14 protein-coding genes and 1 tRNA gene are annotated in these 19572 nt (G+C 61.9%); 10 read left to right on the forward strand and 5 right to left on the reverse strand.

Annotated features, from left to right (window positions below; all coding sequences use genetic code 11):
* Positions 1-83 precede the first annotated feature (83 nt).
* From O2N64_RS11100 to trxA, 7 genes are all read left to right on the forward strand, one after another.
* Positions 84-2423: a PAS domain-containing sensor histidine kinase gene (locus O2N64_RS11100; RefSeq protein WP_271077659.1), complete on the forward strand. Its 2340-nt coding sequence runs from the start codon at positions 84-86 to the stop codon at positions 2421-2423.
* Positions 2420-2857, forward strand: coding sequence for a tRNA (adenosine(37)-N6)-threonylcarbamoyltransferase complex ATPase subunit type 1 TsaE (gene tsaE, locus O2N64_RS11105; RefSeq protein ID WP_271077660.1), 438 nt, complete (start codon positions 2420-2422; stop codon positions 2855-2857). The genes O2N64_RS11100 and tsaE overlap by 4 nt, the downstream gene beginning before the upstream one ends.
* Complete coding sequence (locus O2N64_RS11110) at positions 2854-3846, forward strand: aminoglycoside phosphotransferase family protein (protein WP_271077661.1); 993 nt, start codon at positions 2854-2856, stop codon at positions 3844-3846. The genes tsaE and O2N64_RS11110 overlap by 4 nt, the downstream gene beginning before the upstream one ends.
* Entirely contained in the window at positions 3843-4559 is a 717-nt protein-coding gene (locus O2N64_RS11115) for a nucleotidyltransferase family protein (protein WP_271077662.1), read from the forward strand. Before O2N64_RS11110 ends, O2N64_RS11115 begins: the two co-directional genes overlap by 4 nt.
* Positions 4552-7518: a PD-(D/E)XK nuclease family protein gene (locus O2N64_RS11120; protein WP_271077663.1), complete on the forward strand. Its 2967-nt coding sequence runs from the start codon at positions 4552-4554 to the stop codon at positions 7516-7518. Before O2N64_RS11115 ends, O2N64_RS11120 begins: the two co-directional genes overlap by 8 nt.
* On the forward strand, positions 7515-10967 hold the full coding sequence (gene addA / locus O2N64_RS11125) for a double-strand break repair helicase AddA (protein ID WP_271077664.1): 3453 nt from the start codon (positions 7515-7517) through the stop codon (positions 10965-10967). Before O2N64_RS11120 ends, addA begins: the two co-directional genes overlap by 4 nt.
* A gap of 97 nt (positions 10968-11064) precedes the next feature.
* Positions 11065-11385 (forward strand): thioredoxin, encoded by a 321-nt coding sequence (gene trxA, locus O2N64_RS11130; RefSeq protein WP_271077665.1) that lies wholly within the window; start codon positions 11065-11067, stop codon positions 11383-11385.
* 4 nt (positions 11386-11389) lie between these two features.
* On the opposite strand, the gene O2N64_RS11135 is transcribed toward trxA, so the two are convergent.
* On the reverse strand, positions 11390-12196 hold the full coding sequence (locus O2N64_RS11135) for an inositol monophosphatase family protein (protein ID WP_271077666.1): 807 nt from the start codon (positions 12194-12196) through the stop codon (positions 11390-11392).
* On the reverse strand, positions 12193-13419 hold the full coding sequence (argJ, locus tag O2N64_RS11140) for a bifunctional glutamate N-acetyltransferase/amino-acid acetyltransferase ArgJ (RefSeq protein ID WP_271079651.1): 1227 nt from the start codon (positions 13417-13419) through the stop codon (positions 12193-12195). The genes O2N64_RS11135 and argJ overlap by 4 nt, the downstream gene beginning before the upstream one ends.
* 107 nt (positions 13420-13526) lie before the next feature.
* On the opposite strand from argJ, the gene O2N64_RS11145 reads away from it, so the two are divergent.
* From O2N64_RS11145 to O2N64_RS11155, 3 genes are all read left to right on the forward strand, one after another.
* Complete coding sequence (locus O2N64_RS11145) at positions 13527-13790, forward strand: hypothetical protein (RefSeq protein WP_271077667.1); 264 nt, start codon at positions 13527-13529, stop codon at positions 13788-13790.
* A gap of 90 nt (positions 13791-13880) precedes the next feature.
* A complete protein-coding gene (secA, locus tag O2N64_RS11150; RefSeq protein ID WP_271077668.1) occupies positions 13881-16682 on the forward strand; it encodes a preprotein translocase subunit SecA in 2802 nt (933 codons plus the stop codon).
* Positions 16683-16746: 64 nt separating this feature from the next.
* Positions 16747-17352 carry a hypothetical protein gene (locus tag O2N64_RS11155; RefSeq protein ID WP_271077669.1) on the forward strand — a complete coding sequence of 202 codons (606 nt, stop codon included), beginning with the start codon at positions 16747-16749 and terminating at the stop codon, positions 17350-17352.
* On the opposite strand, the gene O2N64_RS11160 is transcribed toward O2N64_RS11155, so the two are convergent.
* The 3 genes from O2N64_RS11160 to O2N64_RS11170 form a co-directional block, all read right to left on the reverse strand.
* Positions 17349-18431 carry a phosphatase PAP2 family protein gene (locus O2N64_RS11160; RefSeq protein WP_271077670.1) on the reverse strand — a complete coding sequence of 361 codons (1083 nt, stop codon included), beginning with the start codon at positions 18429-18431 and terminating at the stop codon, positions 17349-17351. The two genes, O2N64_RS11155 and O2N64_RS11160, sit on opposite strands and share 4 nt — an antisense overlap.
* A 112-nt stretch (positions 18432-18543) precedes the next feature.
* Positions 18544-18618: transfer RNA gene (locus O2N64_RS11165), tRNA-Asn, on the reverse strand.
* Between the two features lie 97 nt (positions 18619-18715).
* On the reverse strand, positions 18716-19525 hold the full coding sequence (locus O2N64_RS11170) for an NAD kinase (protein WP_271077671.1): 810 nt from the start codon (positions 19523-19525) through the stop codon (positions 18716-18718).
* Positions 19526-19572: the final 47 nt, after the last annotated feature.

Genomic DNA, 19572 nt, shown 5'->3' on the forward strand with positions numbered 1-19572 from the left:
GATTGTGTCGGGGCGTTGTATTTTTGGGCGTAGCGCATTCTGGGTCATTGCATCCCGGCGCGCGCTCACATAGCTGCAAAAGCATGGAACTTTCTCCCACCGCGCTTGCTTTGCTCGGCCTGCTTTTGGCGGCCTGGACGGCAACAGCGGTATGGCTGGTCGTGGGCTCGCTACAGCGGACGCGGGCGGCGCGGCAGACCAAGGGGACACTGCGCCGTCTCTCGCGGATGATAGACGATTCTCCGGCCATTCCTTTGCTGGTGAAAGCGGATGGCAAGATCGAGGGGCCTGAGCGGCTCGCCGCATGGCTCGGCCTCGATGCGCTCCCGGATTTCCTGAGTGAGCTTTCTGACCGTCAAAACGGCCTGTCCGAAGGCGATCTCGAGCAATTGCATGAAGCTGTCCGGCGCACGCAAAAAACCGCTGCCCCGTTTCGCATGATGGTGACGCCCCAAGGATCGGAAAAGAGCCTCGCGGTGCGCGGACAACTGGCCAATGCGGCGATTGCCAGCGGCGGCGCCGCGCTGATCTGGTGGTTCGATTTCTCGGAAAGCCAAGGCGAACTCTCGCGCCTCCGGTCCGAAACGGCGCGTGCGCGCAATGATTTCGCGGCGCTTGTGGGCCTGATCGAGGCTGCTCCGATGCCGATGTGGTTCCGGTCCGCCGATATGGAGCTGCGGCTCGTCAATTCAGCCTATGTCGATGCGGTGGAAGCGAAGAATGCCGCCGAAGTCGTCGACCAGCAGATCGAACTGGTTGAGCGCGTCGACGGGCTGGATGCCAAGCAGATCGCCAAGCAGGCGCAGGATCGCGACACGCCGATAGAGCGCATCGTCCAGGCAACGGTGGGCAATCAGCGGCGCACCTTGCGCGTCAGCGATTTGCCGCTCGGTGTGGAGGGTGTCGCAGGCTACGCCATCGATATCGAGGAGTTGGAAGAGCAGGGCAGGGCGTTCCGCGCTTTCCGTGCCGCCCAGCGCTCGATGCTCGATCAGCTTTCCGTTGGTGTCGCGCAATTCGATGAAGACCGGCGCATGACCTTCGCCAACCAGCCGTTCCAGCGCATCTTTGCCCTCCCGACATCGATGCAGGTCGAGCCGCCGCGTTTCGAGCGATTCCTCGATTACGCGCGCGACAAGTCACGCCTCCCCGAAGTGCGCGACTTCCCCGAATGGCGGGCCGAACTGGCGCAATGGTTCCAGGCCGATGCGCCTGAGGAAGACCAGTGGACGCTGCCCGACGGTACGCACCTTCGCATTGTCGCCCAGCCCATGCCCGATGGCGGGCTCGTGATGGTGGCGGAAGACCGCTCGGAACAGCTCGCCCTGTCGGCAACCCGCGATACACTGCTGCGCACCCGAACAGCCACTTTCGATTCGCTCTTCGAGTCGCTCGCCGTGTTCGCGCCTGACGGTCGCATGCAGCTGTGGAATCGCAGTTTCCCGGCAATCTGGGGCTTGCCGGAGGAATTCTTCGACGAGCATCCGCATGTCGACAAATTGCTCGATCGCATCTCCAACCGGCTTGCGCGACCCGGTCAGCGCAAGGCCATTGGCGAGACGGTGCGTGCGGCAACGCTCGATCGCAAGGAAATGGGCGGCCGCGTTGTTTTGTCGGATGGACGCACGGTGGAGTTTGCTGGCGTTCCTCTGCCAGACGGGAACGGCCTGCTCACTGTCATGGACGTGACCGATTCCACCAAGGCCGAGGCGGCGTTGCGCGAACGGGCGAAAGCGCTGGAAGAGGCGGATGCGGTGAAAACCCGCTTCCTCGCCAATATGTCCTATGAATTCCGCACGCCGCTCACTTCGATCGGCGGCTTTGCCGAGTTGCTGCAATCCGGCGTGGCGGGCGAATTGTCCGAACAGGGCCGCGAATATGTCGGAGCGATTCTCGCCTCGGTCGAGCGTCTGTCGACTCAGATCGAAAGCGTGCTGGACCTGACGCAGAGCGAGGCAGGCCTCCTCCCGATCGCGCGCGAAGATCTCGACGTCCTCGGCTTCATGACGCATCTTGTGCGCAGCCGGGAAGAAGCGCTCGATGCGAAGAACATTACGCTCGATCTGCGCGGCGACAAGAGCGCCGGCACGGTGAAAGCGGATCGCCGCCAGCTTGGCCGCGCGTTGGGTAATCTGCTCGACAACGCCATCTCAGCAACACCCAACGACGGCCGCATCCTGGTGGCACTCACGCGGCGAAAGTCAGGTGTCAAAATGGTTATCTCCGACAATGGCGACGGGATGAAGCCGTCCGAATTGGCGCGCGCGCTGGACGGCTATCGCCTCGCGGGAAGCGACGGCAAGGATGGCAAGCGCGGGCTGGGATTGCCACTCGCCCGCCAGCTGGTCGAGGCACATGGCGGAAGGCTGGAAATCCAGTCTGAAAAGGGCGCCGGCACCACTGCGACGGTGCTTCTGCCATGACGGTGAACCTGCCCAATCTCGCGGCGATGGAGGCATTCGGAGATCGCATTGCTTCGCGGCTTTTGCCGGGTGATGTCGTGGCGCTGACTGGTGGGCTGGGTACGGGCAAAACCACGCTTTCACGCGCGATCCTGCTTGCGCTTGGGCATGAAGGCGAAGTGCCATCACCGACTTTCACCATTCTCGAGGCATACGATCACCTCAACCCGCCGGTGGTGCATGCAGATTTCTACAGGCTTGAAGACCCGTCTGAGGTGGAGCAGCTTGGCCTCGATCACTATCGCGAGGGCGCAGCTTTGCTAGCCGAATGGCCGGACCACGCAGGCGGTTTCGATACCGAACCTGCCTGTTTGCAAATCACACTCGAAATCGCTGGAGAAGGGCGCGTGGCGACTGTCACCGGCGGTGAGGATTGGCTAGGGCGAATACCATGAGTGAATTTCCTGATGGCATGCACGCATTTCTTGCCGATGCGGGCTGGGACGACGCGCTGATTGAGGCCATTCCCGGCGACGCCAGTTTCCGCCGCTACTTCCGCCTGCGCCGCGCCAGCGGAGAAAGCGCCATGCTGATGCATGCGCCTCCGCCGGAGGAAGACCCCAAGCCATTCCTGCATGTTGCGCGCTGGCTATCGGACCAGGGTATGCGCGCGCCCGCCATCTTCGCCGATGATGCGGAGAAGGGCTGGGTGCTGACAGAAGATTTCGGCGACGACCGGATGAAAGAATGGATCGAGGCCAATCCAGCGCAGGAGCTTGGCGCCTATGCCTCAGCCATAAATGCGCTGTGCCAGTTGCACCGGCAGGCTCCGGGACCATTCGATCCGTATGACATCGCTGTCTACCAGCGAGAGGCGGGCCTCTTTACGGAGTGGTTCTGTCCGGCTGCGGGAATCGATGCTGACGAGGCGAGCTTCCGCGCCGCATGGGACGAAGCTCTCGCGCCCGTCATCGCCGAGCAGGCACCCGGCGTTACCGTGCTGCGCGACTATCATGCTGAGAATATCATGATGCTCGAGCCCGATGATGAGGGGCAGGGCGAGCAGGGGCTGATCGACTTTCAGGACGCGCTGGTCGGGCATCCGGCTTACGATCTCGTTTCGCTGCTACAGGACGCGCGGCGGGATGTGTCGGTCGAGCTCGAAGCGAAGATGCTCGGGCTGTATGAGGCCGAAATGCAGCCCGACTGGGACGTTGCCGCGAGCTACGCCGTGCTCGGCGCGCAGCGCAATGCCAAGATCGTGGGGATTTTTACGCGGCTGTGCAAGCGTGACGGTAAGCCGAAATATCTCTCGCTCATCCCGCGCGTCTGGGAGGCGATGGAGCGCGATTTGCAGCATCCGGCGCTTGCCCCGGTTGCCGCGTGGTTCGATGCCAATGTGCCCGCACACATTCGCGAGAAACGCGGAGATGTCCTGAAATGAGCAAACTCGCATCGGATACGGCCATGGTGATGGCCGCCGGCATGGGTAAGCGGATGCGGCCGCTTACGGCGACCCAGCCGAAACCGATGGTGCGGGTTGCGGGAAAGCCTTTGGTCGATCACGCGCTCGATCGCCTGGCCGCAGCGGGGATCGCCAAGGCGGTGGTGAATGTCCATTACCTCGCCGACAGCCTCGAAGCGCATGTGAAGGACCGGCAGGCACCCAGCGTGGTCATTTCGGACGAGCGGGATGAATTGCTCGAGACAGGCGGCGGGTTGGTGAAGGCGCAGCACCATTTGCCCGATACCTTCTTTTGCCTGAACTCGGACAATATCTGGCTCGATGGCCCGCGCGATTGCTTTGCCGATCTTTCTGCGATGTGGGATGATGAAAAGATGGACGCGCTGCTGCTGCTGGTGCCGCACAAGGGCGCGCATAATTTCAACGGCAAGGGTGATTTTCATATCGACCCGTTCGGCCGGCTGAGCCGCCGCGCTACGGGGCGGATTGCGCCCTATATCTATTCAGGCATCCAGCTCGTCTCGAAGCGACTGCTGCGCGATGCGCCCCATGGCGCCTTCTCCACCAATGTTCTGTGGTCACGCGCCATGGAAGAGGGCCGGTTGTTCGGTATTCCGTTCACCGGCAAATGGTTCGAAGTGGGAACGCCTGACGCCATCAAGCCGACCGAAGCCGCGCTGCGGAATGTCTGATCGGCCCGGCCCCGAAGTCTATTCCATCGCCGCGCACCGCGGCTTTGCCGATGCGCTGGTGGCTGGCCTGGTGCCGCGATATTCGGATGAAAACTTCGGCCTTGCCAAGCTTACGCTTCTGCTCCCCTCGGCCCGCGCTGCGAGAACCATGCAGGAGGCATTCGTCCGCCACAGCGGTGAGACCGGGCAGGCCGGTCTATTGATGCCTCGCATGGTGATGATCGGCGATCTCGATCTCGACGAGACGCTAGGGCCGTTGTTCGATTCGCTGGGAGCTGGCGCTGCGATTCCGCCCGCTGCCGATCCTACGCGTCGCTGGCTGCGCCTCGCCCAGCTGATTAGTGAGACGCAGGAGGATGCGCCCAAGGGAGCGGCGCTGCTGCGGCTCGCCTTCGAAACAGGACAGGTGATGGACCGCCTGCTGGTGGAGGAGATTGCACCAGAGGCGCTGCGGCAAGACGAGGTGCTGTCCATCTTCGAAGAGAAGCTTTCCAAGCACTGGCAGGATAATCTGCGCGACTTTGCCAAATTGCAGCAATATTGGCTGGGCGACCTGAGCGCACGTGGCGAGCTGGATGCTGCCGCTCGGCGCAATGCCCTGTTCCGCGAGGCAGCCAAGCGCATGCGCGACGATCCGCCGGAAACGCCTTTCGTTGCCGCCGGTGTCACCAGCGCTGCGCCCGCTCTCGCGCGATTGCTCCGCACCGTCAGCGAATTACCGCAGGGCGCGGTGATCCTGCCCGATCTCGATCTCTCGATGGGCGAGGAGGTGTGGGATGAGTTGGGCGCCGCGGGCGACACAGGCGCGGAAAGCCCGTTCGGCAGGGACGATGCCGTCACTCATCCGCAATATCACCTGAAGTTGCTGCTGAACCGGATGGGCGTTCGCCGCGATGAGGTCCAGCAATGGCACCGCGCAGGGCTTGGAAAAGGTCCGCCGGAGCGCACGCATGCGATCTCCAGCCTGTTTCTCCCGCCCGAAGCGAGCAAGGCCTGGGTCGATCTGCCCGCCAACCGCCGGCGCATGGCAGGCGTGCGGCTGATCGAAAGCGCCAATCCCGAAGAGGAAGCGCAGGCTGTCGCTTTGCTGGTGCGGCAAGCTCTTGAGGAGCCCGAGAAACGCGTGGCCGTGGTCACACCCGATCGCGGATTGGCCGGGCGCGTCGCGCAGCATTTGCGGCGGTGGAACATCACGGCAGACGATTCAGCGGGTAGACCGCTCGCGCAGACGGCGGCGGGGCGTATTGTGCTGCTGCTCGCAGAAGTCGCTGCAGAAGATGCTGCGCCAGTCCCGCTGCTTTCCCTGCTGCAACATCCTTTGGCGGGAGCAGGCGAGGACCGCGCCGACTGGCTCGATTCGGCGCGCGCGCTCGAAATGCGATTGCGCGGTCCGCGCACGGCTCCGGGTCTCGCACCCCTGCAAGCGGCGGCTGAAAAGGCGGGAGTTGGCGAATGGTTTAGCGGCATTGCGGAGGCGATTGCTCCGCTTCTCAATCATGCGGAGCCTTTGGGTCTGGCCGAGTGGCTCGATCTGCTTGCCAGCGCTGCGGAAAATCTGTGCGGCGATGCCGTCTGGTCGCGCGAGGATGGACGGGCGCTTTCCAGCTTCATCGAAGAGCTGCGGCTCAATTCGCGCGAAGTGCCCGTGGAACTGGACGCTGCGGACCTGCCGTCTGCCCTGCGCGATGCGATGGACCGGGTCGCGGTGCGTCCGCCCTATGGCGGTCATCCGCGCGTCGCAATCTATGGCCTGCTCGAAGCGCGCATGACACGCGCCGATCTGGTGATCTGTGCTGGCCTGAATGAAGGCACATGGCCGCCGACGCCTTCTACCGATCCACTGCTGGCGCCCGCCGTGCTACGCGCGCTCGGCGTTCCGGGTGCTGATTTCCGCATCGGGCTGGCGGCGCACGATCTGGCTGGCGCGCTTGGTGCGCCTGAGGTTGTGCTCAGCCGCGCCGCCCGTGACACGTCCGGTCCGGCCATTCCCTCGCGCTTCCTGCTGCGTGTCCGCGCCTTGCTGGATGAGGATATGACCAAGGCCGCGACCGATGATGACCTGCGCGCGCTCGCCCGGGCCATCGACGATCCGCCGCCTGTCCCGCCGCATTCGCAGCCTCAGCCGCGGCCTTCGTCAGCCCAGCGAGAGCAGGTCATCAGCGTGACGGCGCTCGACCGACTGCGATCCGATCCATACGAATTCTACGCGAAGAAAATTCTCGCGCTGCCGGAGCTGGAGAAGCTCGATGCGGTGCCCGGCCCGGCGTGGCAGGGCTCGCTCGCACATGCCATTCTGGAGGACTGGCATGCGGGGAAAGGAAGCCTCGCAGAATTGGCCGACAGGCATCTGTCCGAACTTTCCGCCCACCCCTTGCTGCGTGCGCTATGGCAACCGCGCCTGATGCGCGCGCTTGAATGGATCGAAGCAGAACTGAAGGGCGAGGCCGGTCGAACCCCGCTCAAATGGGAAGCCAAGGGCAAGATCAGCGTGAAGGATATCACCATTCACGGCGTCGCCGACAGGATCGATCGCATGCCCGACGGTTCGCTCGCCGTGGTGGATTATAAGACAGGCAAGCCTCCCAGCGGCACTCAGGTCGAGAATGGCTATGCACTGCAACTCGGTACGCTTGGCCTGATCCTGCGCGATGGTGATATCGGCGGCGTGTCGGGCGAGGCGAGTTGCTTCGAATATTGGTCCTTCGGCAAGAATGCGGATAGCGACACGGGCTTCGGCTACAAGGTGACGCCGCTCAAAGTCGGCAACAAGCGCAGCGGTATGGAGCCGGATGAATTTCTGCCCAAGACTCAAGCGATGCTCAACGAAGCGCTCGATAAATGGATATTGGGCGATGAACCTTTCACCGCGCGGCCCAATCCCGATGCCCCCGGATACAACACCTATGATCAGCTGATGCGGCTCGCCGAATGGCAGGGACGGGAGGAGGACGAGGGATGAGCGGCGTCGTGTACCCCCTGCAGGACACTCAGCGCGATGCGGTCGTGCCGGGTGACAGCGTGTGGCTCTCCGCCAGCGCGGGCACGGGCAAGACGCAGGTGCTTTCCGCCCGCGTGCTGCGGTTGTTGCTCACCGAGGGCGTGCGGCCCGAACAGATCCTCTGCCTCACATTCACCAAGGCGGGCGCTGCCGAAATGGCCACGCGCGTCAATGAAGTGCTCGCAAATTGGGTGCGCATGCCGGACACCGAACTGGCGCAGCAGCTCGATAATATCGGCGCAGGCATGGATTCTGAAACGCAGGCGCGGGCGCGGATGCTATTTGCCAGCGTGCTCGATTGCCCGGGAGGCGGCCTTCGGATCGACACGATCCACGCCTTCTCGCAATGGCTGCTCAGCGCGTTCCCCAATGAAGCGGGACTGATCCCCGGCACCAAGGCCATGGAGGACCGCGATCGAGACCTGCTGGCGGACCGCGTGCTGCGCGAATTGCTCGTCGAATGGCAGTCGAGCGATCCGCAGGCCATCGCCGCGCTGGAGACGCTCTCGGTCAAGCTCGGCCCAGACGGTGTGCAGAAATGGCTGATGCGCTGTGCTGCCGCGCGGGACATGTGGTTCGGCAAGGCGGCATGGCAATCGCCGATGGAAGAGCGGGTGAAGCGGTTGCTCGGCGTGCCCGCCGATACCACTGCCGAAACTGCGAGCGCGGCCTGCGCCGATGGATCGGGCGGCGTGGATGCTGTGCGGCAGGTCATGTGGCTCTACGATGAGTGGGGTGCTGACAAAGGGCGGGATTATGCTGCGATTGTCGGTGAGTGGCTGCTCGGTTCGCCTGAGCAACGATTTGCCGAAAGTGCCGACCTGCTTGGCAAGCTCTACAACGATAAAGGCCTGCTCAAATATCAAAGCAATCTGGAGAAAAAGGTCGATGGCGCTGCGGCCATTGCGGAGACCGCTCGGCTTTGGCTCGAAAGCGTTGCCGAGCAGGCGATCCTGCTTGATCTGGTCGCTCTGCTGACACCCTCACTCGAAGTCGGACGCAAATTCGCGCTGGCTTGGGATGAAGCGAAGAAGCGCGAGGGGCTGGTCGATTTCGACGATCTGATCCGGCAGGCTGCTGAATTGCTCAATCGCAAGGACATGTCAGACTGGATCCGCTTCAAGCTGGATCGCACGTTCGACCATGTGCTGGTGGACGAGGCGCAGGATACCAACGAAGCGCAATGGGATATCGTCGATGCGCTGACCGATGATTTCTTCTCCGGAGCCGGGCAACGCGGTGACCGCCAGCGCACCATTTTCGTGGTCGGCGATTACAAGCAGGCGATTTTCGGCTTTCAGGGCACGAGCCCGCAGAACTTTGCGCAGGCGCAGGCGCGCTATCGCGAAATCCTGGCCAATCGACGGGAGACCGCCCAGCAGGCGCGCGCCAATATCAGCGTCCGCGATTTGCAGGAGCTGGGCCTCGGCCGATCCTATCGCACATCGCAGCCGATCCTCAGCTTCGTGGACCTCGCCATTGCGGCGATTGGCCATGAGAACCTTGGACTCGACAACGAGCCAGAGCCGCATGTCGGCGAGGACCGTGCTGGCCTGATTACCCTCTGGAAACCGGTTTCGGGTCTCGAAGAAGATGCCGAGCAAAGTGACGGAGACGATGGCTCGGAACACCGCGTCTCGCCATCGGAGCGGCGGATGGCGGACAAGATCGCGCGGCAGGTAAAGCAATGGTTGGACGAAGGCTTCGCGCTCGAAAAGGGCAAGCGGCGCAACGCTACTCCTGGCGACATCATGATCCTTGTGCGCAAACGCGGCGAGCTGGTGAACCCCATCGTCGCACGCCTGCATGCGCTGGGCGTACCCGTGGCCGGTGTGGACCGCCTGCGCCTCGGTGCGCCGCTTGCCGTGCAGGATCTGATGGCGGCGCTTCGTTTCGCAGCCCAACCGAGAGACGATCTCTCGCTCGCCAGCCTGCTCGTGTCTCCCATCTTTGGATGGTCGCAGGAGCAATTGCTGGAGCATGGCTATCGTCCAGACCGCGTGCATCTGTGGGATCATTTGCGCAAATCGGCGCATGCGGAGGCGGCCAGAGCAGTCGAGCAGCTGAAGGGCCTGCTCGCCATCGCCGATTTCGAGCCGCCACAAGCGCTTCTCCATTGGATGCTTGTCGGCCCGTGGCGCGCGCGGGCGAAGCTGGTCGCGCGGCTTGGCCGGGAAGCGAACGATCCGATCGACGAATTGCTTGGTGCCGCGCTGCAATTTTCTGCATCGCATACGCCGAGCCTGCAGGGTTTCATCCGTTGGTTCGATATCGGCGATGGCGAGCTGAAGCGCGAAGCGGAGGGCAGCGGCGATCTGGTGCGTGTGATGACGGTCCATGGCTCCAAGGGCCTACAGGCGCCGATCGTTATCCTCGCCGATGCTTGCAGCGATCCCGATGCGTCCCGCGCCGTTACGCTGGAACTTGAAGAGAAGTCGCTGGATGAGAAAGACAAGTGGATGGTCCCCCTGCTGCCGCTCAGCAGTGCAGAGCGGGTAGGCCGCATTGCCGAAGTCGAGGAGGAAACCAAGGCCGCAGACCGGCAGGAACACTGGCGGCTCCTCTACGTCGCGATGACCCGCGCGGAAGAGGCTTTGTTCATCGGCGGCGCGCTCAAAAAGCGTGAGAAAGCGCCGAAGCCCGATAGCTGGTACGCGCGGCTCGAACCCCTGTTTGACGATGAGTTTGTCGACGATCCGATCTGGGGAGCGCGCGCTGAACTCGGCACGCATGCAGCGCCGGTGGCGCGTGAGAAGGCGGAAGATTCGTCTGAACGTTTGCCCATTCCCGCGTGGGCGGCGCGCCCCATCGGCCCCGAACCGCGCCCGCCGCGCCCGCTTGCGCCTTCTGCCGGCGCGGATGATGCCGGTGCCGATCCTCCGCTGCCTTCCGAGCAGGCCGCCGAAGCCGCGCGGCGCGGAGTGCTGATCCATGCCTTGCTCGAACGCCTGCCTGCTACTCCGCGTGATATGCGGCAGTCTGGCGGCGAAGCCTGGCTGGAACGCAACGCGCCCGATCTTTCCGAAAGCGCGCGTGCCGAGATGCTCGACCGCGCCCTGGCGGTGCTTGATCATCCTGACTGGCGCGAGCTGTTCGGCCCCGATGCGCTGGCCGAGGTGCCGCTCGCCGCAACGGTCGGCCCACGAGTCATTGCAGGCACGGCGGACCGCCTGTTGGTGACCGAAAACCGCGTCCTCGTCGCCGATTTCAAGACAGCGCGCCGCCCGCCGCAGTCGCTGGAGCAGGTGCCGGAGACCACGCTCGCGCAGATGGCGGCCTATGTCGCGGCGCTGAAGGTAATCTATCCGGGAAGCACGGTGGAGGCAGCGGTGCTGTATACCCAAACGCCGCAGCTGATCGCCATTCCCGCCGAGCTGCTATCGCGCCACGAGCCGGGTCTGAAAGAGTAACCCCGCCGGGGATAAACAAAAGCTATCGTGCGTTAGTTGTTGCGATAGCCCATGCGATGCCCAGATAGGGCGCAAGTGAAATTCAGGAGAAGCCACAATGGCCACAATCAATGTCACCGATGACAGCTTCCAGTCCGACGTGCTGGATGCCGACAAGCCCGTTCTCGTCGATTTCTGGGCAGACTGGTGCGGCCCGTGCAAGATGATTGCGCCCGCGCTGGAAGAACTGTCTGATGAGCTGGCCGACAAGGTCACCATCGCCAAGATGGACATCATGGAAAACCCCGATGTCCCCGGCAAGATGGGTGTCCAGTCGATCCCCTTCCTCGTCGTGTTCAAGAATGGCGAGCCGGTTGCCCAGCAGATGGGTGCCGCGCCGAAAAACGCTCTCAAGCAGTGGCTTGAATCGCACGTTTGACGGATTACGCGGGAAGCGCGTTCAGCCGCTCCACCATATCATCGTAAAGGCGAGGGCTGGCGGCACCGACCAGCCCTTTTCTTTGCCATTCATCCACGCGGTAGGGTGATCCATCGAGCCGCGCGGCCTTGCCGCCGGCTTCATTGAGCCACAGCACGCCTGCCGCATGGTCCCACGCGAGTGTACGCTCGAAAATCGAGACATCGTTCGTGCCGAGCACGAGGCGCGGGTATTGCTCCGCCGCGCAGTACGGAATGTCGGTGAGGCGATAGTGCGGGCAGATGTGCGCCTTAACAGCCTCGCGCTGCGCATCATCCATGAAGATGAGGGAGATCGCAGCGACCGGCGGTGTTTCTCCAGTTGAACCGGCTGAGACCTTTTCCCCGCCGATAAACGCACCCGTGCCGCTGTGTGCAACGCAGAAGCGGCCGGACAGGCAGTCATAGATCCAGCCCGATTGCGCCTCTCCGCCCGATGCGCGCGCGATGAGGATGCCAAAAGGCGGCTCACCATTGGTGAAATTGCGTGTGCCGTCGATCGGATCGACGATCCAGCAATCGCCTGCCAGATACTCAAGGACGCTCTCGTTGGCATGGGCGGCTTCTTCGCCGACCACCGGCACGCCCGGTGCGAGTTTGGATAACGCATCATGCAAAGCCTCTTCGCTTTCACGGTCGGCAATCGTTACCGGGTCATTTCCGCCTTTATCCTCCACCTGGTGGTCCGCAAGATTGCGAAAGCGCGGGAGAATGACCTGCTCACTAACCCGCCTCATCAGTCTGTGAATTTCGCGGTCGAGAACCTCGCTCACGAGCGGTAATCCGCATTGATGCTGATGTAGCCATGGGTCAGGTCGCAGGTCCAGACGGTGGCGTGGCCGTTGCCGATGCCGAGATCTACGGTGATCTCCACTTCATCCCCTTGGAGATGTTTCGCGACCGGACCCTCGTCATAATCCTCGACCGGCAGGCCGTTCTTCGCAGCCCAATGCCCGCCGAATGCAATGGAGAGTGTATCGCGGTCCGCAGGCTCTCCGGCCTTGCCGACGGCCATCACAACACGGCCCCAATTGGCATCACCGCCCGCGATAGCCGTCTTCACCAGCGGCGAATTCGCAATTGCCAAGCCCACGCGGCGCGCGCTGTCATCGCTTTGAGCACCGGACACCGAAACGGTAATGAACTTGCTCGCCCCTTCGCCATCGCGGACGACGAGATGAGCGAGCTCGCGGCAGACATCTTCCAGCGCCGCCATAAAGGCATCTGCGCCGGGATCATCAAAAGAGGTGAGGGGTGCATTGGCCGCCTTGCCAGTGGCGAAGGCCAACACCGTGTCGCTGGTCGACGTGTCGCTATCGACGGTGATACAGCTGTAGGTGCGCTTGTTTGCGGCGGAGAGGCATTCCTGCAGAAACGCAGGCTCGACCGCAGCATCGGTAAAGATATAGCCCAGCATCGTCGCCATGTCTGGCGCGATCATGCCGCTGCCCTTGATGATGCCGTTGAGCGTGACCTTCGTTTCGCCGATCATCGCGGTGGCCGTGGCACCCTTGGTAAAGGTATCCGTCGTGCCGATAGCCGCTGCTGCCTCTTCCCAGGTGCACGGTTCTGAAGTCAGGGCAGTGCTGACACCGTCGCGCGCCTTGTCCTGGGGCAAGGGCACGCCGATCACACCGGTCGAGGAAACGAGCACCTCTTCCGGACCGCAGCCCAATTGTTCCGCCACCTGTCCGGTGATCTGCTCCACCGCCTCGCGCCCGCGATAGCCGGTAAAGGCGTTCGAATTGCCCGCATTGACGATCAGCGCCCGCGCGCGGCCTTTGGCAACCCTCTCGCGACCCATTTCGACTTCGGTCGAGCAGCACACATTGCGCGTAAAAACGCCCGCCAGCGCGGTGCCCTCGGCCAACTCGGCATAGGTCAAATCCGCCCTGTCCCAATTCTTGTATCGCGCCCGCGCGACGCGCAGCGTCACTCCGTCGATCGCGGGCATGTCTGGAAAAGGGCGGGCAAGCGGGGAAGTCTCAAGATCCATGGCCATGTCTTTAGGCGGCGCATCCGCGCACGACAACGCAAGCTTTCACCCGCAATTCACCCAATCCGGCGTAGACTTCGCGGACATAATCGCTATCTGGAACCCAAATGCTACGCCAATTGCTCACCTTGCTTGCCGTTTTCTCGGGCTTTACGCTCGCGGCAGAGCCTGTGCAGGCTGCACAGGGCGCGGTGGTAAGCGTTGCCAGCGCGAGCGAATGCACGGAGGCTCAACCGGCTGTTTACGCATCGGTGGAGCATTCTGCGGTTGCGCAGGCATCGGCGGTGGTGGCGGACAAGGGCTGCGAACAGCGCGCCCAGATCCTGCCCGCGCCCAGCATTATGCTTCAGGCAGACCGCGCGCGCGAATAGCGCCCGCATTCCAGACACATTCCCGAATTTCTCAGGCAGGCGCAGCTGTGCGCGGCCGCCATTCCCATATTATCAGACAGGTAATCCGCCATGTGGCAGACAATCGCCAAATCCGTTTTCGGTTCTTCGAATGATCGTTACGTCAAATCGCTCGACAAGATCGTCGCGCGGATCAACGGCCTTGAAGAACAACTCGCCGACTTCTCCGATGACGAATTGAAGGCACAGACGCTCAAATTCCGCAAGAAGCTGGAAGAAGGCCAGACGCTCGACGATATCCTGCCCGAGGCTTTCGCCACCGTGCGCGAAGCATCGAAGCGCGTGCTCGGCATGCGTCACTTCGATGTGCAGATGGTCGGCGGCATCGTGCTCCATCGCGGCGAAATCGCCGAAATGAAGACGGGTGAGGGTAAAACCCTCGTCGCCACGCTCGCCACCTATCTCAACGCGATTGAGGGCAAGGGCGTGCATGTCGTGACGGTGAACGACTACCTCGCCCGGCGTGACGCTGAATGGATGGGCCGCCTGCACGGCTTCCTTGGCCTGACCACCGGCGTCATCGTGCCGAACCTGCCCGAAGCTGCACGTCGAGAGGCCTATGCCGCCGACATCACCTACGGCACGAACAACGAATTCGGCTTCGATTACCTGCGCGACAATATGAAGCAGGAACGCCGCCAGATGGTGCAGCGCCCCTTCAACTTCGCTATCGTGGACGAGGTCGACTCCATCCTGATCGACGAAGCGCGTACGCCGCTGATCATCTCCGGCCCGACCGAGGACAAGAGCGAGCTCTACATCGCGCTGGACGAGCAGGTGAAGAAACTGGTCAAGGACCAGGAAGCGATGGAGAAGGAAAACGGTGGCCCGATGCCTGAAGGCGAGGGCTATTACACCAAGGATGAGAAGAGCCGGAACGTCCAGCTGACCGAAGATGGTGTCGAGGAAATGGAGCGCCGCCTGATCGAGGCTGGCCTGCTCGAAACCGACAATCTCTATGACGTCGAGAACACCCAGGTCGTCCACCACATGGATCAGGCGATGAAAGCCGTGGTCATGTTCAAGAAGGACACTGATTACATCGTGAAGGATGACAAGGTCATCATCATCGATGAATTCACCGGCCGCATGATGGACGGTCGCCGCTGGTCGAACGGCCTGCACCAGGCGGCAGAGGCTAAGGAAGGCGTGGAGATCCAGCCTGAAAACCAGACGATGGCCTCCATCACGTTCCAGAACTACTTCCGCATGTATCCCAAGCTTTCGGGCATGACGGGTACGGCGGCGACCGAAGCGAGCGAATTCTGGGACATCTACAAGCTCAACGTCGTCGAAATACCGACCAATGTTCCCATCCAGCGCGTGGATGAGGAAGACGAGTTCTACAAGAATACGATGGATAAATTCGCGGCCATCGCGAAAGCCATCAAGGAAAAGAGCGACGGCGGACAGCCCGTTCTTGTGGGCACGGTTTCTATCGAAAAATCAGAGCTTTTGAGCCAGTTCCTCGAAAAGGAAAAGGTCAAGCACGCCGTGCTCAATGCGCGTATGCACGAGCAGGAAGCGCATATCGTGGCGCAGGCCGGGCGTATCGGCGCGGTGACCATCGCCACCAACATGGCGGGCCGCGGTACCGATATTCAGCTCGGCGGCAACGTCGAGTTCCGGATTGATGACGAATTGTCCGAGATGGAAGACGGCCCTGAAAAGGATGCAGCGATCGAAAAGATCAAGGCCGAGGTCGCCGAGGAAAAGCAGAAGGTGCTCGATGCGGGCGGCCTGTTCGTTCTCGGCACCGAGCGCCATGAAAGCCGCCGGATCGACAACCAGCTGCGCGGCCGTTCGGGCCGTCAGGGTGACCCGGGACTTTCGCGCTTCTACCTCTGCCTTGAAGACGATCTCTTGCGCATTTTCGGGCCGGACACGCTGTTCGCCAAGATGATGAACGCCAATCTGGAAGATGGCGAGGCGATTGGCTCGAAATGGCTGTCCAAGGCCATCGAGACGGCGCAGAAGAAGGTCGAAGCGCGCAATTACGAAATGCGCAAGCAGGTCGTCCAATACGATGACGTGATGAACGACCAGCGCAAGGTGATTTACGAGCAGCGCAGCGAAATCATGGACTCAGAGCGTGTCGACGATGTGGTCGAAGACATGCGACGCGACGCTATCAATGCGATGGTTGTCAGCGCGTGCCCGCCGGGCTCCTACCCTGAGCAGTGGGATACCGATGGGTTGAAGGAAAAGATCACCGAAGTCCTCGGCCTCGACGTGCCGATGGATCAGTGGTTGGAAGAAGACCAGATCGAGCCTGAAATCTTCGAAGAGCGCTTGCAGGAACTTTCCGAACAGAAGATGACCGAAAAGACCGCCGACATCCCCGAGGATGCATGGCGCCGCGTCGAAAAGAGCATTCTGCTCGAACGCCTCGATTACCACTGGAAGGAACACCTTGCGACGCTCGATGCCCTGCGTCAGGTCGTGTTCCTGCGCGCCTATGCGCAAAAGCAGCCGATCAATGAATACAAGCAGGAAGCTTTCGGCCTGTTCGAGCTGATGCTCGATACGCTGCGCGAGGATGTGACGAAGGTCCTCCTGACGTCCCAGTTCCGCCCCGCACCGCCGCCGCGTCCGCGCGATTTACCCGATCTGCCCGATTTCATGACCGGCAAGATCGATCCGCTGACGGGAGAAGATAACTCGCGTGACAATGACGGGTCGGCGCAGCGGGCTCCGCTGTTCGGTACTCTGGCTGGCGCTCCGGTAGCGTCCACAGGTTCAGGCGGCGCGCAATCGGAAGACCCCTACAAGGACATGAATATCAGCCGCAATGCGCCTTGCCCGTGCGGTTCGGGCAGCAAGTACAAGCATTGCCACGGCGCGCAGGCCTGATTTTTCGCATCTTTCCTTGCCGATAGTTGCTGGTCCGCTAGCACTGTCGGCAGGGAGAGAATTCATGCGTTTCCATATCACCTGCCTTGCTCTCGGCGCATTGGCGCTCGGCGGCTGCACGGCCGTCGATCTGCCGAGCGACCTGAACAACATCCAGCGCGAGGAAGCTTTGCTCGCCGCGGTCGTCAGCCCGGCACGGCCAGCAGAACACATTGCGCAGGATGCGCAGCGGCAGCCGCTCGAAACCATGCTCTTTGCAGGCGTTGCTGAGGGGCAGCGGATTGCTGAGATCTCTCCGGGAGACGGATATTACACCCGGTTGCTCGCGCAGGCGGTGGGGTCTACGGGACGCATCTATGTGGCGGTCGCGGTCGATAACGCGACCTCTGCAGCGTTCTTCCAATCGCTGGCCGAGCAATATGGCAATATCGAAATCGTGAGCGGCATCTCAGGTCTGACGGAACTCGATATGGTGTGGGATATCGCAGCCAGCGGCAGCATGGATGCGCAAAATTATTCCCAAGCGCTGAGGTCCGGCGGCGTCACTTATCTGGAGACCGAGAGTCTAGGCGATCTGTTTGAAGTTGCTGCGGAAAACGATCTTGTGCTTGATGGCCGTCAGGATCGTACCGCTCCGCCAATCATCGGCCTGCGGTTCCGTCGGCGTTAGACGCGGGAACCAATTTCAAAGTCGGTATTTTGTTTTGCCAAAGGCCGCGCTGGCTCCCTGGCTGAAAAGTCAAAGAGGCGCGGCCTTTTGCTTTCTGACCGGCGCGGGGCGACTTCAATGAAAGCGCTCAATTTCCACGCAGCAATCACGACCACGGCGGATACGATACCGTCCCAGGCGTAGTGCCATGCAAGGTGGAATGATCCGATCCAGATCAGGAATGCGTACACGCCGGCTACGCGGTGTGCCCAGCGCGCTTTCACGCGGTCGCGCACGATCAGCCAGCTGAGGACGGCAAAGCCGACATGGACTGACGGCATCGCTGAAATGCCTGTGCCGAATGCGTCGGTCTCGTGCATTTCGATGAGGTAATCGGACAATCTCAAGACGGTCAGTGGGGCGACCTCATGCGCTGCGTGCAGCCGCGCCATCAGCTCTGCGTAGTACGCGTTGCCATAGAAGTATTCGTAGAAGATCGGGCCGACGCTCGACATGGACACGGCCATCACATTGCCGAGGAGAATCAACACGACCAGCACGCCGATCATGGCGCGAAACTGGAAAGTGCGATCTGCCGATCCGCCGATGAAAATCGCCAGGAAAGGGAAAAGCAGGAACCACAGGACATAGAGCCGATCGAGCGCGATCGTGCCCCACGTGCCCAAAAGTGCATGGCTTACGCGCCATGGGTCATTACCGAAAAACAGTATCCTGTCCGCGTCCACGAAAGGCGGATCGAGGTAATAAGGCACGTAATCCGCAATGTTCGCCTTGATGAAAGAGAAGCCTGCGCTCGCGAAAGTGATCAGCACGATCAGCACAGCCGGAACAAGCAGTGCGATGGGGTTGTCGCGGACGACTTCCACAATGTTTTTAGGTTCACCCTCTAGGCGAGCGGCGCGGACGCGCTGCCACAGGACCAGAAGCGATGCTGTGAGCGCTATAGTCAGCACGCGCGGTGAAAACGGCGCGTACCAGAGGCCGGCATGTCCGCCGAAGAATGCGATGGCCACCACCGTCGGTAGGAGAGAGGCGGCGATGATGATTGTCGCAGCAAGGGGGCGCGAAAGGGTCAGCATGCAATCCCGAAACGGCAAATTGAACTCACCGTCTTAGTGCCACGTAAACCCTAACAATTTACCCAACGCGCGAGCGGGCGCGGGGCGGGTTTACTCGCAATGTGCTGAAAAGTGGCTCCCCGAGTTGGATTCGAACCAACGACCAAGTGATTAACAGTCACCTACTCTACCGCTGAGCTATCGGGGAGCAGCCCGATGGGCAGGTGAGCGCCTATATTGGGGCGGATTCGGTTTGGCAAGACCAGTTTTTAACAAACAGCGCATTGGCGTGCGATAAGCGCGATTTAGGTGACGAATTGCTCGGCGACGATGCGTTCATCCAGCGCATGGCCGGGATCGAACAGCAGAGTCATTTCCATTTCGGCGGCAATTTCCACACGCACTTCGGCGATATCGCGGACTTCCTTCTGGTCGGCCACCACGGCGACCGGACGCTTCGCGGGTTCGCGAACGCGGAACGTCACTTTGCTCGTCTCCGGCAGGATCGCGCCGGGCCAGCGGCGCGGGCGGAAAGGGCTGATCGGAGTGAGGGCAAGCATGCGCGAATCGAGCGGGAGGATGGGGCCATTCGCGCTGAGATTATAAGCGGTCGAGCCGACAGGCGTTGCCAGCAGAACCCCATCGCCGGCCAGCTCACGTATGCGGCCTTTGCCATTGACCATGATCTCGATCTTGGCGGTCTGCCGGGTTTCACGCAGCAGGCTGACTTCATTGATGGCGCAGCTGCGTTCGGTCCGCCCGTCCTGCGTGATCGCTTCCATCTTTAGTGGACGCACTGCCATCGGTTTTGCGGCATTCACCCGCTCCACCAGACCACCGGCCCCGTGATAGCGGTTCATGAGGAAGCCGACCGTGCCGAGATTGAGGCCGAATACCGGAATGATGCGATCTGCTTCGAGCATATCGTGCAGCGCATCGAGCATCGTACCGTCTCCGCCGAGCGCGATCACCGCGTCAGCATCCTCCACGCCGACGAAATCATAGCGATCGGTCAGCTCGCGCGCGGCTTTGCGTGCACGGTCCGACTGCGAATAGACGAGCGCCAGCTTTGCAAAGCCCGCGGCGCTTTCGCCTGTGGATGTTCCCGCTCCCATGCGCGCAACCCTATGGAGACGCGTCCCGATTTGCAACGCGGCATTCT

The sequence above is a fragment of the Aurantiacibacter sp. MUD61 genome (assembly GCF_027912455.1).
Classification (GTDB): Bacteria; Pseudomonadota; Alphaproteobacteria; order Sphingomonadales; family Sphingomonadaceae; genus Alteraurantiacibacter.